Annotated in this window: 13 protein-coding genes and 1 tRNA gene; 6 read left to right on the plus strand and 8 right to left on the minus strand. The window is 71.5% G+C overall.

Annotation, left to right across the window (positions count from 1 at the left end):
- Positions 1–143: 143 nt before the first annotated feature.
- On the plus strand, positions 144–1,403 hold the full coding sequence (locus tag ACWD26_RS18380; RefSeq protein ID WP_451271206.1) for an FAD-dependent oxidoreductase: 1,260 nt from the start codon (positions 144–146) through the stop codon (positions 1,401–1,403).
- 126 nt (positions 1,404–1,529) lie between these two features.
- On the plus strand, positions 1,530–2,501 hold the full coding sequence (locus ACWD26_RS18385; RefSeq protein WP_451271208.1) for a zinc-binding dehydrogenase: 972 nt from the start codon (positions 1,530–1,532) through the stop codon (positions 2,499–2,501).
- A gap of 90 nt (positions 2,502–2,591) precedes the next feature.
- Here ACWD26_RS18385 and ACWD26_RS18390 read toward each other — a convergent pair whose 3' ends face one another.
- On the minus strand, positions 2,592–4,004 hold the full coding sequence (locus tag ACWD26_RS18390; RefSeq protein ID WP_451271210.1) for an NAD(P)/FAD-dependent oxidoreductase: 1,413 nt from the start codon (positions 4,002–4,004) through the stop codon (positions 2,592–2,594).
- 117 nt (positions 4,005–4,121) lie between these two features.
- Between ACWD26_RS18390 and ACWD26_RS18395 the strand changes: the two genes are divergently transcribed.
- Positions 4,122–5,009, plus strand: a complete 888-nt coding sequence (locus tag ACWD26_RS18395) for an aminoglycoside phosphotransferase family protein (protein WP_451271212.1) — start codon at positions 4,122–4,124, stop codon at positions 5,007–5,009.
- Positions 5,010–5,063: 54 nt separating this feature from the next.
- Here the strand turns inward: ACWD26_RS18395 and ACWD26_RS18400 are convergent.
- A tRNA-Thr gene (locus ACWD26_RS18400) sits at positions 5,064–5,137 on the minus strand.
- Positions 5,138–5,370: 233 nt separating this feature from the next.
- On the opposite strand from ACWD26_RS18400, the gene ACWD26_RS18405 reads away from it, so the two are divergent.
- The 3 genes from ACWD26_RS18405 (at position 5,371) to ACWD26_RS18415 (ending at position 8,161) form a co-directional block, all read left to right on the plus strand.
- Positions 5,371–6,507, plus strand: coding sequence for an ABC transporter ATP-binding protein (locus tag ACWD26_RS18405; protein ID WP_451271214.1), 1,137 nt, complete (start codon positions 5,371–5,373; stop codon positions 6,505–6,507).
- A gap of 240 nt (positions 6,508–6,747) precedes the next feature.
- Positions 6,748–7,197, plus strand: a complete 450-nt coding sequence (locus ACWD26_RS18410; protein WP_451271216.1) for a hypothetical protein — start codon at positions 6,748–6,750, stop codon at positions 7,195–7,197.
- Between the two features lie 232 nt (positions 7,198–7,429).
- Positions 7,430–8,161, plus strand: a complete 732-nt coding sequence (locus tag ACWD26_RS18415) for a nucleotidyltransferase family protein (protein ID WP_451271218.1) — start codon at positions 7,430–7,432, stop codon at positions 8,159–8,161.
- Positions 8,162–8,412: 251 nt separating this feature from the next.
- On the opposite strand, the gene ACWD26_RS18420 is transcribed toward ACWD26_RS18415, so the two are convergent.
- The 6 genes from ACWD26_RS18420 to ACWD26_RS18445 form a co-directional block, all read right to left on the minus strand.
- Positions 8,413–10,200 carry a DoxX family membrane protein gene (locus ACWD26_RS18420; RefSeq protein ID WP_451271220.1) on the minus strand — a complete coding sequence of 596 codons (1,788 nt, stop codon included), beginning with the start codon at positions 10,198–10,200 and terminating at the stop codon, positions 8,413–8,415.
- Positions 10,201–10,310: 110 nt separating this feature from the next.
- The gene (gene rlmB, locus ACWD26_RS18425; protein ID WP_451271222.1) at positions 10,311–11,249 is read right to left on the minus strand and encodes a 23S rRNA (guanosine(2251)-2'-O)-methyltransferase RlmB; all 939 of its coding nucleotides are present in this window, start codon (positions 11,247–11,249) and stop codon (positions 10,311–10,313) included.
- Between the two features lie 99 nt (positions 11,250–11,348).
- The gene (cysS, locus tag ACWD26_RS18430) at positions 11,349–12,752 is read right to left on the minus strand and encodes a cysteine--tRNA ligase (RefSeq protein ID WP_451271224.1); all 1,404 of its coding nucleotides are present in this window, start codon (positions 12,750–12,752) and stop codon (positions 11,349–11,351) included.
- Between the two features lie 286 nt (positions 12,753–13,038).
- A complete protein-coding gene (ispF, locus tag ACWD26_RS18435) occupies positions 13,039–13,545 on the minus strand; it encodes a 2-C-methyl-D-erythritol 2,4-cyclodiphosphate synthase (RefSeq protein WP_451271226.1) in 507 nt (168 codons plus the stop codon).
- A complete protein-coding gene (gene ispD / locus ACWD26_RS18440) occupies positions 13,535–14,299 on the minus strand; it encodes a 2-C-methyl-D-erythritol 4-phosphate cytidylyltransferase (RefSeq protein ID WP_451271228.1) in 765 nt (254 codons plus the stop codon). Before ispD ends, ispF begins: the two co-directional genes overlap by 11 nt.
- Before the next feature lie 337 nt (positions 14,300–14,636).
- Positions 14,637–15,119, minus strand: coding sequence for a CarD family transcriptional regulator (locus ACWD26_RS18445; RefSeq protein WP_003953493.1), 483 nt, complete (start codon positions 15,117–15,119; stop codon positions 14,637–14,639).
- Positions 15,120–15,444 lie beyond the last annotated feature (325 nt).

Genomic DNA, 15,444 nt, shown 5'->3' on the forward strand with positions numbered 1-15,444 from the left:
CGTGCACCCCACCACCGACAATCCCCCTGACCTGCGAAAACACACAAACCGAGCCCTCTCCGACAGCCCCATGTCACATTCCGCCTCCCTCAAGGCGTCGTACTTCCGGACGCGAAGCCCACCGACCCGAGGGAGCCCCAGCCATGCACCGCCCCTCTTCCCGCACGACCACCAGTCCCCGCACGGACACACGCACCCGAACCCGCCCCGCCCCCACCCCCCTCACCGTCATCGGCGGCGGTTTCGCCGGCCTCACCGCGGCGATCACCGCCGCCGAGGCGGGCGCGAGGGTCACGGTCTACGAGGCGCACCACACCCTCGGCGGCCGGGCGCGGACCACGGAGGGCCCGTACCGCACGAACGAGGGCCCGCACGCCCTGTACAGCGGCGGCCCGCACTGGACCTGGCTCGGCCGGCGGGACCTGATCGGACCGCTCGCGCCCCTCCCGCCCCTGGAGGCCACCCGGCTGCGCCTGCACCACAGGGGCGCCCTGCGCCGGACCCCGCCGTTCGGGATGCTCAAGCTCATCCGCCCCCGCCGTACGGGCCAACAGGCGCCCGTCGACGTCGACTTCCTCACCTGGGCGACCGAACAGGCGGGCGAGGAGGCCGCGCGGGCCGCCGCCAACTACTCGGCGGTGGCGCTGTTCCACCACGACCCGGGCTCCCTGTCCGCCGCGTTCGTGCGGGAACGGCTGCGGCGGGCCACGAAGCTGCCCCCGGAGGCGCACTACCCGCGCGGCGGCTGGGCGAGCGTCATCGACCGGATGGCGGCCCGCGCATGGAACCTCGGCGTACGGATGGAGACCCTCAGCCGGGTGGACAGCCTCGACGCCCTCCCTACGGGCGACCACGGCCCGGTCATCGTCGCGACCTCCCTCGACGCCGCCCGCCGCCTGCTCGAGGACGACTCGCTGACCTGGCCGAGCGGCCGTACGGCCCTCGTCGACCTCGCCCTGCGCACCCGCCGCGGCGACCCGTTCGCGGTGTCCGACCTGGACGCGCCCGGCTGGATCGAGCGGTTCACCACACAGGACCGCTCGCTGGCCCCGGCGGGCGAGCAGCTGCTGCAGGGGCAGTTCCCGATCGGGCCGCGGGAGTCGCGGGCCGACGGTGTCGCCCGGGCCGAGCATCTGCTCGGCCTGGCCTTCACCGACTGGCGGGACCGGGTCACCTGGCGGCGCGAGGCGACCGCGAACGGCCGTACGGGCGCGGTCGACCTGCCCGGCACCAGCTGGCGCGACCGCCCGGCCGTGGACCGGGGCGACGGCGTGTACCTCGCGGGCGACCAGGTCGCGGCGCCGGGCGTGCTCTCGGAGGTCTCGTTCAACAGCGCGCTCACGGCCGTCTCGCTGGCGCTGGGCAGGAGGTCGAAGAACTCCCTTGACCTCAAGCACGCTTGAGGTCGGAAGCTGACCTCACGGAACGAGAACCCGTTTCCCGAGAACCCGTTTCCCGAAAACCAGCTCCCGAGAACCCGTTCTCCCGTGAGCCCGTCCGTTTCCCGTACACCCGAGGGGGAGCCCTTCATGCACGCCATCCGTCTGCACACCTTCGGCCCGGCCGAGAACCTCACCTACGAGAAGGTCGAGGACCCCCACCCCGCCCCGGGCCAGGTGCGTATCGCCGTCGCCGCGGCGGGCGTACACCTGCTGGACGCGGCCCTCCGCGAGGGCCACCCGGGGCCCGGTCCGGCGCCGGAACTGCCCACCATCCCCGGCCGTGAGGTCGCCGGAGTCGTCGACGCGCTGGGCGAGGGCGTCCCGGAGAGCTGGCTCGGCAAGCGGGTCACCGCCCACCTCGGCTTCGTCCCCGGCGGTTACGCCGAGCTGGCCGTCACAGAGGTCGGACGACTGCACGAGACCCCGGAGAACCTCGACCACGCCGAGGCCGTGGCGATGATCGGCACGGGCCGTACGGCCATGGGAATCCTGCTCTTCGCCGAACCGGGCCCCCACGACGTGGTCGTCGTCCCGGCCGCGGCCGGCGGTCTCGGCACACTCCTCGTGCAGTACGCGAAGAACGCGGGCGCCACGGTCGTCGGCCTCGCCGGCGGGCCCGAGAAGACGGCCCGGGTGGCCGCGAACGGCGCCGACCTCGCCGTCGACTACACGGACCCGGCGTGGCCGGAGCAGGTCACGGCGTACCGGGGGAAGGTCACGGTCGTCTACGACGGGGTCGGCGGGGCGGTGGCACGGGAGTCCGTCGCCCTGCTCGCCCCCGGCGGCAGACACCTCGTCTTCGGCTGGTCGGCGGACGGGATCAAGGAGGGCGGACCGTACCTCGTCGAGGGCGTCTCGGAGACGGTCCTGGGCGAGGAGATGCGGCGCCGGGCAGGCGGCCCCGACCCCATCCGCACCCTCGAACTCCGCGCCCTGGCCGAAGCCGCCGCCGGCCACCTCACCCCAGCCGTCCACCGCTTCCCCCTCGCCGAGGCGGCCGCCGCCCACCGCGCCCTGGAGAACCGGGGCACAACCGGAAAGGTGGTCCTGGAGCCATGACACCCCCGCCGTCCGGCCGGAGGCCCCGGGACGCCGTGCCCCACCCGCGCTCTCCAGGGCGTCCTCGCCGCCGTCCTCCGTCAGCGCCCCTCAGTGCCGCCCCGCCACCCGATCCGCCAGCCGCGCCAACCGCGACGACTCCCCGCGCCGCGAGGCCGTCTCCCGCCGGTCGGCCGCGCGGTACGTGGCGTACATCCCCCGCACCCCCACCCAACGCAACGGCTCCGGCTCCCACTTGCGCACCCGGTGGTTCACCCACGGCAGCGAGGTCAGCTCCGTCGCCCCGGCCTGCCCCGAGTCCTGCTGGACGAGATCCCGCAACGTGCGGGCGGCCAGGTTGGCGGTCGCCACACCGGAGCCGACATAGCCGCCCGCCCAGCCCAGCCCTGTCGACCGGTCCAGGGTGACCGAGGCACACCAGTCACGCGGCACGCCGAGCACCCCCGACCACGCATGCTCGACCTTCACCCCGGTCAGCGAGGGGAAGAACCGCACGAGGATCCCGTACAACGCCTCGATCGTCGCCGCCTGCGTACGCCCGTCGTTGTCCGTCCGCGACCCGAAGCGGTACGGCACCCCGCGCCCGCCGAGGGCGATGCGGTCGTCGGCGGTGCGCTGGGCGTACATGTACGCGTGCGCCATGTCCCCGAGCGTCTCGCGCCCCTCCCAGCCGATCCGCGCCCACTGCTCGGCGGTCAGCGGCTCGGTCGCGATCATCGAGGAGTTCATCGGCAGCCAGGTCCGCCGCTGCCCCTTGAGGCTCGCCGTGAAGCCCTCCGTGCAGCGCAGCACATAGGGCGCCCGGACCGTGCCATACGGCGTGACCGCGTGCCCCGGCCGGATCTCGGTGACCGGCGTCAGCTCGTGAAGGGTCACCCCGAGCCCCTCGACGACGGCCGCCAGCCCCGTCACCAGCTTCACCGGATTCAGCCGCGCCCCGTGCGGCGTCCACGTCGACCCCACCGCGTCCGCGACCCTGATCCGCTCCGCCGTCTCCCGCGCCCCGTACAGCTCACGGTCGTCCTCCCCGTACGCCAGCTCGTGCTCGTGAAAGGCCTTCAGCCGCCCCAACTGCGCGGGCGTGCAAGCGACTTCGAGCACCCCGCCCCGATGGACACCGGCCTCCACACCCTCCTCCGCCGCCACCCGCACGACCTCACCGACCGTGTCGTTCATGGCCCGCTGCAGCCGCACGGCGGCCTCCCGCCCGTGCAGCCGCGCATACCGGTCCCGCCCCGCGACCCCGTTGTAGAGCCAGCCCCCGTTACGCCCCGAAGCCCCGTACCCACAGAACTTCTGCTCCAGAACCACGATCCGCAGAAAAGGGGCGGCCTTCTTCAGGTAATAGGCCGTCCACAGCCCGGTGTACCCACCCCCCACGATCACCACATCGGCGGACGCGTCCCCGGCCAGCGGCTCCCTCGGTACGGGAACACCGGCCTGCGCGTACCAGAAGGAGATCCCACCGTTGACCGTGCCCGCGACCACGTCCGTGCTGCTCATGGCCGGACGGTACCCGCGCCACCGCGCCCTGTCCCCTTCGGAATTCGTCGCGCACGAGCCCTCACCCGGCCCGAAATCCCAAGGACCTCAGGACGGCACGCACGTAGTGTCACCCGCATGACCGATGACATCTCCGTCCCGGAAGAACTGGCCGCCACCCTGGAGATGTTCTACGAGGAGAAGGGCCTGGCCTTCGCGGCGGCCCTCCCCGCCCTGGCGGCCGACTTCCTGGACCGCTGGGACCTACGCCTCGACGGCCGGCCCATGCACGGCATGTGCGCCCTGGTCCTCCCGGTGGTCCGGACGACCGACGACACCCCGGCGGTCCTCAAACTCCAGATCCTCGACGACGAGAGCGAGGGCGAACCGGTCGCCCTGCGCACCTGGGACGGTGACGGCGCGGTACGACTCCTGGACCACGACCCCGGCACGGGCACCATGCTGCTCGAACGCCTCGACCCGGCCCGCATGCTGTCCCACGAGCCCGACACCCGCAAGGCCGTCCAGGTCATCGCCGACCTTCTGGCCCACCTGACGGCGACCCCGGCCCCACCGACCGTGCGCCGCCTCGCCGACATCGCGGCGAACATGCTGGACCGCACCCCACCGGTCCTGACCCGCATCCCGGACCCGGCCGACCGCCGTCTGATCGCCGACTGCGCGGCGGCCCTGCGCGAGGTCATCGCCGAACCCGGTGACCGCCTCCTCCACTGGGACCTCCACTTCGACAACGTCCTCGGCGCCGACCGCGCCCCCTGGCTCGCCATCGACCCCAAGCCCCTCGCCGGCGACCCCGCCTTCGAACTCTGGCCGGCCCTGAACAACCGCTTCGACCCCACCGAGGTCCGCTGGCGCTTCGACGCGATGACAAACACCCTCGGCCTCAACCGCGAACGAGCCCGCGCCTGGACCCTGGCCCGCCTCCTCCAGAACGCCATCTGGGAAATCGAGGAGAACCGCCCACTCGACCCCGACGACCTGGAACTCGCCCGCCGCCTCCGCTGACCCCCACCCTCCGACAAAAAATCCCGGGCCACGAACGCGACCCGGGATCCCCGGAGCCCCCTGTCGGATTCGAACCGACGACCTACGCATTACAAGTGCGTTGCTCTGGCCAGCTGAGCTAAGGAGGCGTGGCCCCTCGCGGGGGCGCCCGTGCAGTGTACCCACGTCGCGGGGCACCCTCGTCGAAAATTTCCGCGAAGTTCACAGCCGTCCAGGTACTGACAGACCAGGTGAACGCCAGGTACCGTCCTGACCCAATCCACTCCCGTGGACTACACCACCGCGGAACCGTCCGTGGTGGATCACCACCTTTACTCGGATCGTCCGGCACGTTCCTGCCGGTGAAGGGGGCCTACGACCCATGGCCACAGTTACGTTCGACAAGGCGACCCGGATCTACCCGGGTTCCACGAAGCCCGCCGTGGACGGTCTCGACATCGAGATCGAGGACGGCGAGTTCCTCGTCCTGGTCGGCCCGTCCGGTTGCGGCAAGTCCACCTCGCTCCGCATGCTCGCGGGGCTCGAGGACGTCAACGGCGGCGCCATCCGCATCGGTGACCGCGACGTCACGCACCTGCCGCCGAAGGACCGGGACATCGCCATGGTGTTCCAGAACTACGCGCTCTACCCGCACATGACCGTCGCCGACAACATGGGCTTCGCGCTCAAGATCGCCGGCGTCAACAAGGCGGAGATCCGGCAGAAGGTCGAGGAGGCCGCGAAGATCCTCGACCTCACCGAGTACCTGGACCGCAAGCCGAAGGCCCTCTCCGGTGGTCAGCGCCAGCGTGTCGCCATGGGTCGCGCCATCGTGCGTGAGCCCCAGGTCTTCCTCATGGACGAGCCGCTGTCGAACCTCGACGCCAAGCTCCGTGTCTCGACCCGTACGCAGATCGCGTCGCTGCAGCGCCGCCTCGGCATCACCACCGTCTACGTCACCCACGACCAGGTCGAGGCCATGACGATGGGCGACCGTGTGGCGGTCCTCAAGGACGGTCTGCTCCAGCAGGTCGACACCCCGCGCAACATGTACGACCGCCCGGCCAACCTCTTCGTCGCCGGCTTCATCGGCTCCCCCGCCATGAACCTGGTCGCGGTCCCGATCACCGACGGCGGCGTGAAGTTCGGCAACAGCGTCGTCCCGGTCAACCGTGACGCCCTGAAGGCCGCCTCCGACAAGGGCGACACCACCGTCACCGTCGGCGTCCGTCCCGAGCACTTCGACATCGTGGAGCACAACGGCGCCGCCGCCTCCGCCCTGTCGAAGGACACCGACGACGCCCCGGCCGGCCTCGCCGTCACCGTCAACGTCGTCGAGGAGCTCGGCGCCGACGGTTACGTCTACGGCACCGCCGAGGTCGGCGGCGAGACCAAGGACCTCGTGGTCCGCGTCAACGGCCGCCAGGTCCCGGAGAAGGGCGCCCAGCTGCACGTCGTCCCGCGTCCGGGCGAGACCCACGTGTTCTCGACCTCCACGGGCGAGCGCCTCACCGACTGATCCGGACACCGTGGGCGCGAGGCGTTCGCGAAACCACCGGACCGGGACAAATCACCCAGGTTGACGAAGAGGGCCCCGCAAACATCTGCGGGGCCCTCTTCGCTGCCCGCAACTACCCCGGCAGACCCATCGATTTCGACCACCGTGCGTCAACGCACTACCCAGAAAACAGCGCTTCAACATCCCTCGTTTCGGTGACCTAATGTCGCCATATCACTACCCCGCGCTACCCTCACTCGCGTGAAGCACACCCACACCTACACCCAACGGACGCGGCGCGGCCGCGGCCCCGCCCGCCGGATCGGCCGCTCCCTGGCCTTGGTCCTGCCCGTCGTCCTGGTCCTCTCCGGCACCCTCGCGGTCACCCGGGTCAACTGGTCGGGCTCCGACCCCGCCGACTCGGTCCTCGCCGCCTCGGAGGTCTCCCAGCGCGCCAAGGCCCGCGCCCCGCACGAGGTGCTGCGCGACAAGCTCCTCGTGGAGCTCCAGGAGCAGGACCCGGGCGTCGCCCTCACCCACCTCCAGCAGGCGGTGAACGGCCGCCCGGCGCTGGCGAAGCACTGCACCGCCATCGCCCGCGCCCTCGGCCGCGCCGCCGTCCGCGCCTACGGGCCCACCCGGGCCCAGTCCTACGCCCGCCCGGTCTGCGACACGTCCTTCGCGACAGGAGTGGCCGCCCAGCACAGCTGAGACCCCGGCAGGACACAGCCGAGCCGGCAGGGCACGGCCGCGCAGGCAGGGCACATCCGACGGCCCCGCAGGCACGGCCAAGGCCCCGGCAGGGCTCGTACCGGCTCCGCGGCTCCGCAGGACCCCCAAGGGGCTCCAGGGCTCGCACCCCCCGTATACCGACCCGTTGCCTCCTCGTATACCGACCCCAGGGCCGTGCTCCCGCGAACGGGGCGCCACGTACAGTTCGGTCATGACCGATCCGAACGCCGCGTCGCGCCCCGTTCAAGCCGTGGTCCTCGCCGGTGGCCAGGGCTCCCGGCTGCGTCCGTACACCGACGACCGGCCCAAGCCCATGGTCGAGATCCCCGGGACGGGCACCCCGATCATCGGCCATCAGCTCGCCTGGCTCGCCGACGAGGGTGTGACCGACGTGGTCGTCTCCTGCGGCCACCTCGCCGACGTCCTGCAGAAGTGGCTGGACTCGGCCGACCTGCCCTGCCGCGTCACCACGGTCGTCGAGACGGAACCCCTCGGCCGAGGCGGAGGCCTCAAGTACGCCGCCTCCCACCTCCCCCACCCCGACCAGCCCTGGTACGCCACCAACGGCGACATCTGGACCCGCTTCTCGCTCCGCGACATGGCGGACTTCCACACCGAACGCGACGCCCTCGCCACCCTCGCCCTGGCCCGCCCCCGCATCCCCTGGGGCGCGGTGAAGACGGACGGCTTCGGCCGGGTGACGGACTTCATCGAGGCCCCGCCCACGACGTACGAGATCAACGCCGGCGTCTACGTCTTCTCCCCGGAGTTCACCGACCTCCTCCCCGCCCGGGGCGACCACGAACGCACCACCTTCCCCCGCCTCGCCCGCGAACGCCGCCTGGCGGGCTTCCCCATCCCCCAGGGCGCCTACTGGCGAGCCATCGACACGGCCAAGGATCTGACGGAGGCCGCGAAGGAGCTGGCGGCGCTGGGCCGTTAGAGGGCACACCAAGTCGTTGCAGGGCGCTGATTCACCGAGGCGCCGTGCCCTCAAGGACGCCAGGTAACCGCCGGCCACTCAAGGGGCGCGGGGACCTGCGCGACCAGCCACGAACGGCCCGCAGCCGCCCGACCACAGCCCCTCTCGAGCTCCCAGGCGCCCCGCACACCACGACAATGGGCCCCGCGGAAAAACCCGCGGGGCCCATCTCCCTATCGGTCGGCCTACCGATCGGCGCAGCCGACAAAGACCTACCCGAGCAGTCCCCCCACCAGCCCAGGCTGCCCACCGGAGGAGCTCCCCCCGGTCGACCCTCCGGAGGACCCCGTGGCCCCACCGGTCGCCCCGCCGGAGGCACCCGCACCCGAACCCCCGCTGGAGCTGGGCCCGGCGGTCGTACTCGGCACCTGCTCGACCGGCGAGGACTGCTGCGGCGGCGCCTGCCCCGCCGTCCCCTGTGTCTGACTCGGCTGCCCCGCGGTGACCGCCCCGGTGTCCCGCGTGGCCCCCGGCGTCGTCGCCTCCTGCGAAGGACTCGCCGAAGTGGCGCCCGCGGTGGGCGAGTTGGACGCGGAGGGGATGTCCTCGCGCCGCTTCGTGGGCTCACCCGGGAGCGGCGACCCCGGCAGTTCGTTGCGCGGCGCCTCCCCGGGACCGGGGACGACGATCCGGTCGGCGTCCCGCACGGCACCGCCGAGCACGGCCCCGATCAGCAGCGTCAGCCCGACGACGAGCGCGGTCACGAGCGCGCCCCGGCGCAGCACATGGCGCCGCAGCTCCCAGATGTCGGCGCGCGGTCCGAGCGTGCGCCAGGCGCCGCCCGCGAGCCTCCCGTCGACGGAGTACACCGGCGCGCCCGCGATGACCAGCGGGGACCAGGCGGCGAGGTAGATGATGTCGGGCGTCTCGTAGACGGGGACGGTCTTCCAGCTGACGGTGACGAGCAGCGCGGCCGACAGCAGCGCGCCCACGGCGGCGGCGACCCGCTGCCACAGTCCGAGGACGGTCAGCACACCGACGACGACCTGGGCGAAGGCGATGACGAGTCCGGAACCGACCGGGTGCTCGAGTGCGAACTGCCGCAGCGGCTCGGCGACTTCCCACGGGTGCAGCGTGTTCAGCCACTTCACCATGGAGCCGCGCTTGCCGCCGTCGAAGTAGTGCGGGTCGCAGAGCTTGCCCATGCCGGCGTAGATGGAGATGAAGCCGAGGAAGACGCGCAGCGGCAGCAGCACCACGCCCAGGTTCATCCGGCGGCCGGGGTAGTAGGCGTGGCGGACGGGCTCGTTGCCGGTCCGCCGCCCGCTCCGCCCGTCCTCGCCGTCGTCGTCGCCGGCGTCGTCGTACGACTCCGCGAGGTCCCCGTCCGCGTAGGGGTCTTGGCCGTGCCGCTCCTGGTCGTACGGCCCCTGGTCGTACCGGGGCTCGTCGTACGCGCTGCCGACCGTACGCATGGCCGGGAGCAGGCGGGTGCCCTCGGGGGAAGCGTGGTCGCCGTGGGTGCGCTGGCTGCCGACGGTGGGTGTTTCGACCGTCTCGACGGTCAGGTCGGCGCCGTAGCGGCCACCGCCGGTGTCGTAGCGTCCGCCGCCGGTGTCGTAGCCACCGCTGCCCGGGCCGTCGACGCGGGGGATGACCTGGGTCGAGCCGGTGTCGCTCAGCGGGTCGGGGGTACCGAAGCCGACGCCCGCGCCGCGGACCGCCTGGAGGAGTCGGTGGGCTCCGGTGTCGTCCGGCGCGGACTTCCCGCTCCAGACGACGGGCGCGCGCCGGCGCCCGGCGGCAGGCACGCCGGTACGGTCCGCCGTGCCCACGACGGGGATGCGCGTGGTGTTCTCGCTGGTGCTCAGGTGCCGTGCGATACGCGGGGACGCCCGCGTGGAGGTGCCCAACTGCACCCGGAAACTCGCGTGGTTGACGATGACCTGCGCCGGATCGCTCGGCACCTTCACCATGCTCAGCGCGGGAGCGTCGTCGAATCCCGAGTCGAATCCCGACGAACGGTCCCCCGTGGGTGTGCGGGGTGTTCTGGTGTCCACACTCTTCTAACCGCGTGACGTGTCGTTAGGACACTGCTTTGACCGCCCCGATCTGTCCGGACCGCGTCAAGGTGATCCAGAACGCCCCGAAGCCCCGGTCAGGGCCCCGTTCACGCCCTGCGCCGCGCCGCCTCGTACAGCACAACTCCCGCCGCCACACCGGCATTCAACGACTCCGCCCCACCGGGCATCGGGATCCGCACCCGGAAGTCACAGGTCTCACCGACGAGCCGCGAGAGCCCCTTGCCCTCGCTGCCGACGACGATGACGACGGGGCCGTCGAGGGCCTCCAGCTCGCCGACCTCGGCCTCGCCGTCGGCGGCGAGACCGACCACGACGACACCGGCCTTCTTGTACGCCTCCAGCGCGCGCGTGAGGTTGGTGGCGCGGGCGACGGGCGTGCGGGCGGCCGTACCGGCGGACGTCTTCCAGGCACCGGCGGTCATACCGGCCGCGCGCCGCTCGGGCACGACGACGCCGTGGCCGCCGAACGCGGAGACGGACCGGACGACGGCGCCGAGGTTGCGCGGGTCGGTCACCCCGTCGAGGGCGACGATCAGCGGGTCCTCGCCCTCGTCGAACGCGGCGGCCACCAGGTCCTCGGGGTGCGCGTACTCGTACGGCGGGACCTGGAGGACGAGCCCCTGGTGGTTGAGGCCGTTGGTCATGCGGTCCAGCTCGGGGCGCGGCGCCTCCATGAGGTTGATGCCGCCGCGCTCGGCCGCGAGCTGCAGCGCCTCGCGCACGCGCTCGTCGTTGTCGATGAACTGCTGGACGTAGAGCGTCGAGGCGGGCACGCCCTCGCGCAGCGCCTCGACGACGGGGTTGCGTCCGACGACCATCTCGGACGTGCCCTTGCCGCCGCGGCGCGCCACCGGGCGGCGCGCGGCCTGCTTCGCCTTGGCGTTCGCGATGCGGTTCGCCTTGTGCTTCTTGCGCATCTCGGCGGGCGGTGTCGGGCCCCTGCCCTCGAGCCCCTTGCGCCGCTGGCCGCCACTGCCGACCTGCGCGCCCTTCTTGCCGGACATGCGGCGGTTGTTAGCGGCCATGACCTACCCATCTGTGAGAAGCGTGCGTGTGTACGTATGTGTGTGCTCAATGCAGTGTGCCGCCCGGACAGCCGGGCGGCACAATCGATCAAGAAAAGGTCAGCGCGGGCCGAGCGTCCAGCGTGGGCCGTCCGGGCTGTCCTCGATCACCAGACCCGACTGGTTGAGCTGGTCGCGGATGGCGTCCGCGGTGGCCCAGTCCTTGCGGGCGCGGGCCGCCTCGCGCTGCTGGAGGACCAGCCCGACGAGGCTGTCGACGACGCCGTGCAGGTCGTCACCGCGGTTACCGCCGTCACCGGCCCAGTGCGGGGCCAGCGGGTCGAGGCCGAGTACGCCGAGCATGGCCCGCACCTCGGCGAGCCGCGCCACGGCCTCTTCCTTGTCGTCGGCGGCCAGTGCGCTGTTGCCCTGCCGGACCGTGGTGTGCACGACGGCGAGCGCCTGCGGCACCCCGAGGTCGTCGTCCATCGCCTCGGCGAACGCGGGCGGCACCTCGGCGGCGGGCTCGACGACCCCGCCCGCCTTCTCGACGACGCGCTGCACGAACCCCTCGATACGGGCGAACGCAGACTCGGCCTCGCGCAGGGCGTCCTCGCTGTACTCGATCATCGACCGGTAGTGCGGGGTGCCCAGGTAGTAGCGCAGCACGATGGGCCGCCAGTGCTTGACCATCTCGCTGACGAGCACCGAGTTGCCCAGGGACTTGGACATCTTCTCGCCGCTCATGGTGACCCAGGCGTTGTGCACCCAGTACCTGGCGAACTCGTCGCCGAAGGCCTTGGCCTGCGCGATCTCGTTCTCGTGGTGCGGGAAGATCAGGTCGAGGCCGCCGCCGTGGATGTCGAAGGCGCTGCCCAGGTACTTGTGCGCCATGGCGGAGCACTCCAGGTGCCAGCCCGGCCGCCCCCGTCCCCAGGGCGTCTCCCAGGTCGGCTCGCCCGGCTTCGCCGACTTCCACATGGCGAAGTCACGCGGATCGCGCTTGCCGGTCTCGCCCTCCCCGGAGGGCTGGAGGAGGTTGTCGAGCTCCTGGTTGGACAGCCGCAGGTACTCCGGGAACGACCGCACGTCGAAGTACACGTTCCCGTCGGCCTCGTACGCGTGCCCGCGCTCGATCAGGCCGCGCATCATCTCGACCATCTCGGTCACATGCCCGGTGGCACGCGGCTCGTAGGTCGGCGGCAGGCAACCGAGCACGCCGTAGCCGTCGTTGAACGCGCGCTCGTTCTCGTACCCGATCGACCACCACGGGCGCCCCTGGTCGGCCGCCTTCGCGATGATCTTGTCGTCGATGTCGGTGACATTCCGGATGAACGTCACGTCGTACCCGCGGTACTCGAACCACCGGCGCATGATGTCGAAGTTGAGCCCCGACCGGATGTGCCCGATGTGCGGGGCCGCCTGCACCGTGGCGCCACACAGGTAGATCGAGACACAACCCGGCGTGAGCGGGGCGAAGTCACGAATCTGCCGGGCGCTGGTGTCGTACAGGCGAATAGTCACGGCTCCCAGGGTAGTGGGCCAGCGCCCATGCCCCGAGCCCTTCACCCCAAGGACGACAGATTCGTGACGTATGCCCGCCGGGCGGCCTTGCCGAACCGCGCCCCTTTGATGGCCGCAGGCCGAAAAGGGGCGCGGCGAACTGCGCGAGAACCCCCACCGGGCGGACGTCTGAATTCGAGCCCGGGGTCGAAGGGGCGCAGCCCCTGGATGGGGGCACCTCCCGCTCGAGCGAAGCCGAGAGTGGGGGAGGGACGGGTAGGGGCGGCGGGGGCGACACCCCCCGGGGTCACCCCACCCGCACGACCAGCGCCGTGGCCACCGCCATCAACCCCTCACCCCGGCCGGGAAACCCCAGCCCGTCGGTCGTCGCACCCGACACCGACACCGGCGCCCCCACGACCTCGGACAACACCTTCTGCGCCTCGTCCCGCCGCTTGCCGATCTTCGGCCTGGGCCCCACGACCTGCACGGCCACGTTGCCGATGGTGAACCCGGCGTCCCGCACGATCCGCGCGGCCTCCGCCAGCAACGTCACCCCGGACGCGCCTGACCACTCGGGCCGCCCCGTACCGAAGTGCTGCCCGAGGTCACCCATTCCCGCCGCGGAGAACAACGCGTTGCAGGCCGCGTGCGCCACGACGTCCGCGTCGGAGTGCCCGGCCAGCCCGGGCCCCTCCCCCTCCCACTTCAGCCCGGCGCACCACAGCTCCCGCCCCTCCTCGAAGGCGTGGATGTCGGTACCGATCCCGACCTGGGGAAGCACCACGGGGACCCGGGGTGTCTCAGAACCCATCGTTGAGCCTCCTGCGTGCCAGTACCGCCTCCGCGAGCACCAGATCCAACGGCCGTGTCACCTTGAACGCCTCCTCGTGCCCGGGCACGACCACGACCCCCAGCCCGAGCCGTTCCACCATGCTCGCGTCGTCGGTCACCTCCCCGGTGACCGTCTCGTGCGCCCGGACCAGCGTCTCCCGGTCGAACCCCTGCGGTGTCTGCACCGCCCGCAGCCGCGCCCGCTCCGGCGTGGCGACGACCGGCTCCGGCGCACCCGGCGCGTCAGCCGGCTCGACCTCCTTGACCGTGTCGGCGAGCGGCAGCGCGGGCACCACGGCCGGCGCGCCGTCCCGTACGGCCTCGATGACCGCGTCGACCGTGTCGACGGGCACGAGCGGACGCGCCGCGTCGTGGACGAGGACGATGTCGTAGCCGGGGGGCAGCGCGTCGAGGCCGTGCTTCACCGATTCCTGCCGCGACTCACCCCCGGGTACGACGAGGAAGTCGGTCCGCTCGGGCAGCGCGTGCGCGTCGAGCAGGGTCTTGACCTCGGCGGCACCGTCGGGCGGCGCCACGACGATCACCAGGGAGACGGCACGGGAGGCGGCCATGGCCCGCACCGCGTGGATCAGCATCGGAGTGCCGTTCAGCGCGCGTAGCGCTTTGGGGGCGCCCGGGCCGAGGCGTACGCCCCGGCCGGCGGCCGGGATCACGGCCGCCGTACGGGCTCCCGTACCGGTTCCGGAAGGCGAAGGGCGCGAATCGTCAGACATCGGTTCCTGTCAGGTTTGTGTGCTCGGCCTACGTGGGTATGGCCACAGCGTGCCGGGCGCGACACCTTGACCGGACCCTTCCGTGACATCTGGTCGAGCCAGCTGCCCGGGCCCGGCACGCCAAGTACGAGTACGTGGGACACCCGCACTGACGAGTACCGGGGCACGCCAGTTGTCGCCAAGTATCGGGGACCCATTCCGGCGTACGGCATCTGGGTACGAACATGCCGCAGCGCCCGGCGACATCACTACGTCATCGGGCACCGCGGCATTTCACTTGCTGCAATGTGCTGCGCTGAACGGCTGAGCGGGCTGGCTGCCTGCCTCAGGAGTCAGTTCAGGACGCGAGGACCTCGTCGAGCAGGGCCTCGGCCTTGTCCTCGTTCGTGTTCTCCGCGAGGGCGAGCTCGCTCACCAGGATCTGGCGGGCCTTGGCGAGCATGCGCTTCTCACCGGCGGACAGTCCGCGCTCGCGCTCACGACGCCACAGGTCACGCACGACTTCCGCGACCTTGATGACATCGCCGGAGGCGAGCTTCTCCAGGTTTGCCTTGTAGCGACGCGACCAGTTCGTGGGCTCCTCGGCGTACGGTGCGCGCAGCACCTCGAAGACCCGGTCCAGGCCGTCTTGACCGACCACATCACGTACGCCGACGAACTCCGCATTGTCCGCTGGCACACGCACCGTCAGGTCGCCTTGAGCGACCTTGAGCACCAAGTAGGTCTTGTCCACGCCTTTGATCTGGCGAGTTTCGATGGCCTCGATCAGCGCGGCCCCGTGATGGGGATAGACCACGGTGTCGCCAACCTTGAACGTCATGTGACAGGTACCCCTTCCGTGGCTATCCAGGGTAACACGGAAACGGCGGGTTCTGAATGGCGTTTTCGCAGGTCAGGGCATATCTCGGGGCTTGACAACAGCAACAGGAACGTGCTGCGGGGGCCGAACGGAAGTGGGTATCCGCAGGTCGGAGCGGCTCTCCGGGCGGAGTGAAACGCGTACGTTACACGCATCCGGAGGGCTTCAACAGCGTCCGAACGTCCCGCTTTGTCCGACTCCAAGTGTGCGACTTCCGCTACTCCGTTCGGTGAGCGGAGTCGGGTACCGGACGAATCCGGAATTGATCAAGGAGTTCGATCCACGG

The sequence above is a fragment of the Streptomyces sp. NPDC002787 genome (assembly GCF_053592095.1).

Excerpts from the sequence above, each read along its gene's own strand:
- ACWD26_RS18445 (WP_003953493.1), bottom strand. The coding sequence starts at position 15,119 with ATGACGTTCAAGGTTGGCGACACCGTGGTCTATCCCCATCACGGGGCC.
- ACWD26_RS18385 (WP_451271208.1), top strand. The coding sequence starts at position 1,530 with ATGCACGCCATCCGTCTGCACACCTTCGGCCCGGCCGAGAACCTCACC.
- ACWD26_RS18395 (WP_451271212.1), top strand. The coding sequence starts at position 4,122 with ATGACCGATGACATCTCCGTCCCGGAAGAACTGGCCGCCACCCTGGAG.
- ACWD26_RS18390 (WP_451271210.1), bottom strand. The coding sequence starts at position 4,004 with ATGAGCAGCACGGACGTGGTCGCGGGCACGGTCAACGGTGGGATCTCC.
- ACWD26_RS18380 (WP_451271206.1), top strand. The coding sequence starts at position 144 with ATGCACCGCCCCTCTTCCCGCACGACCACCAGTCCCCGCACGGACACA.
- ispD (WP_451271228.1), bottom strand. The coding sequence starts at position 14,299 with ATGTCTGACGATTCGCGCCCTTCGCCTTCCGGAACCGGTACGGGAGCC.
- ACWD26_RS18415 (WP_451271218.1), top strand. The coding sequence starts at position 7,430 with ATGACCGATCCGAACGCCGCGTCGCGCCCCGTTCAAGCCGTGGTCCTC.
- rlmB (WP_451271222.1), bottom strand. The coding sequence starts at position 11,249 with ATGGCCGCTAACAACCGCCGCATGTCCGGCAAGAAGGGCGCGCAGGTC.
- ispF (WP_451271226.1), bottom strand. The coding sequence starts at position 13,545 with ATGGGTTCTGAGACACCCCGGGTCCCCGTGGTGCTTCCCCAGGTCGGG.
- ACWD26_RS18405 (WP_451271214.1), top strand. The coding sequence starts at position 5,371 with ATGGCCACAGTTACGTTCGACAAGGCGACCCGGATCTACCCGGGTTCC.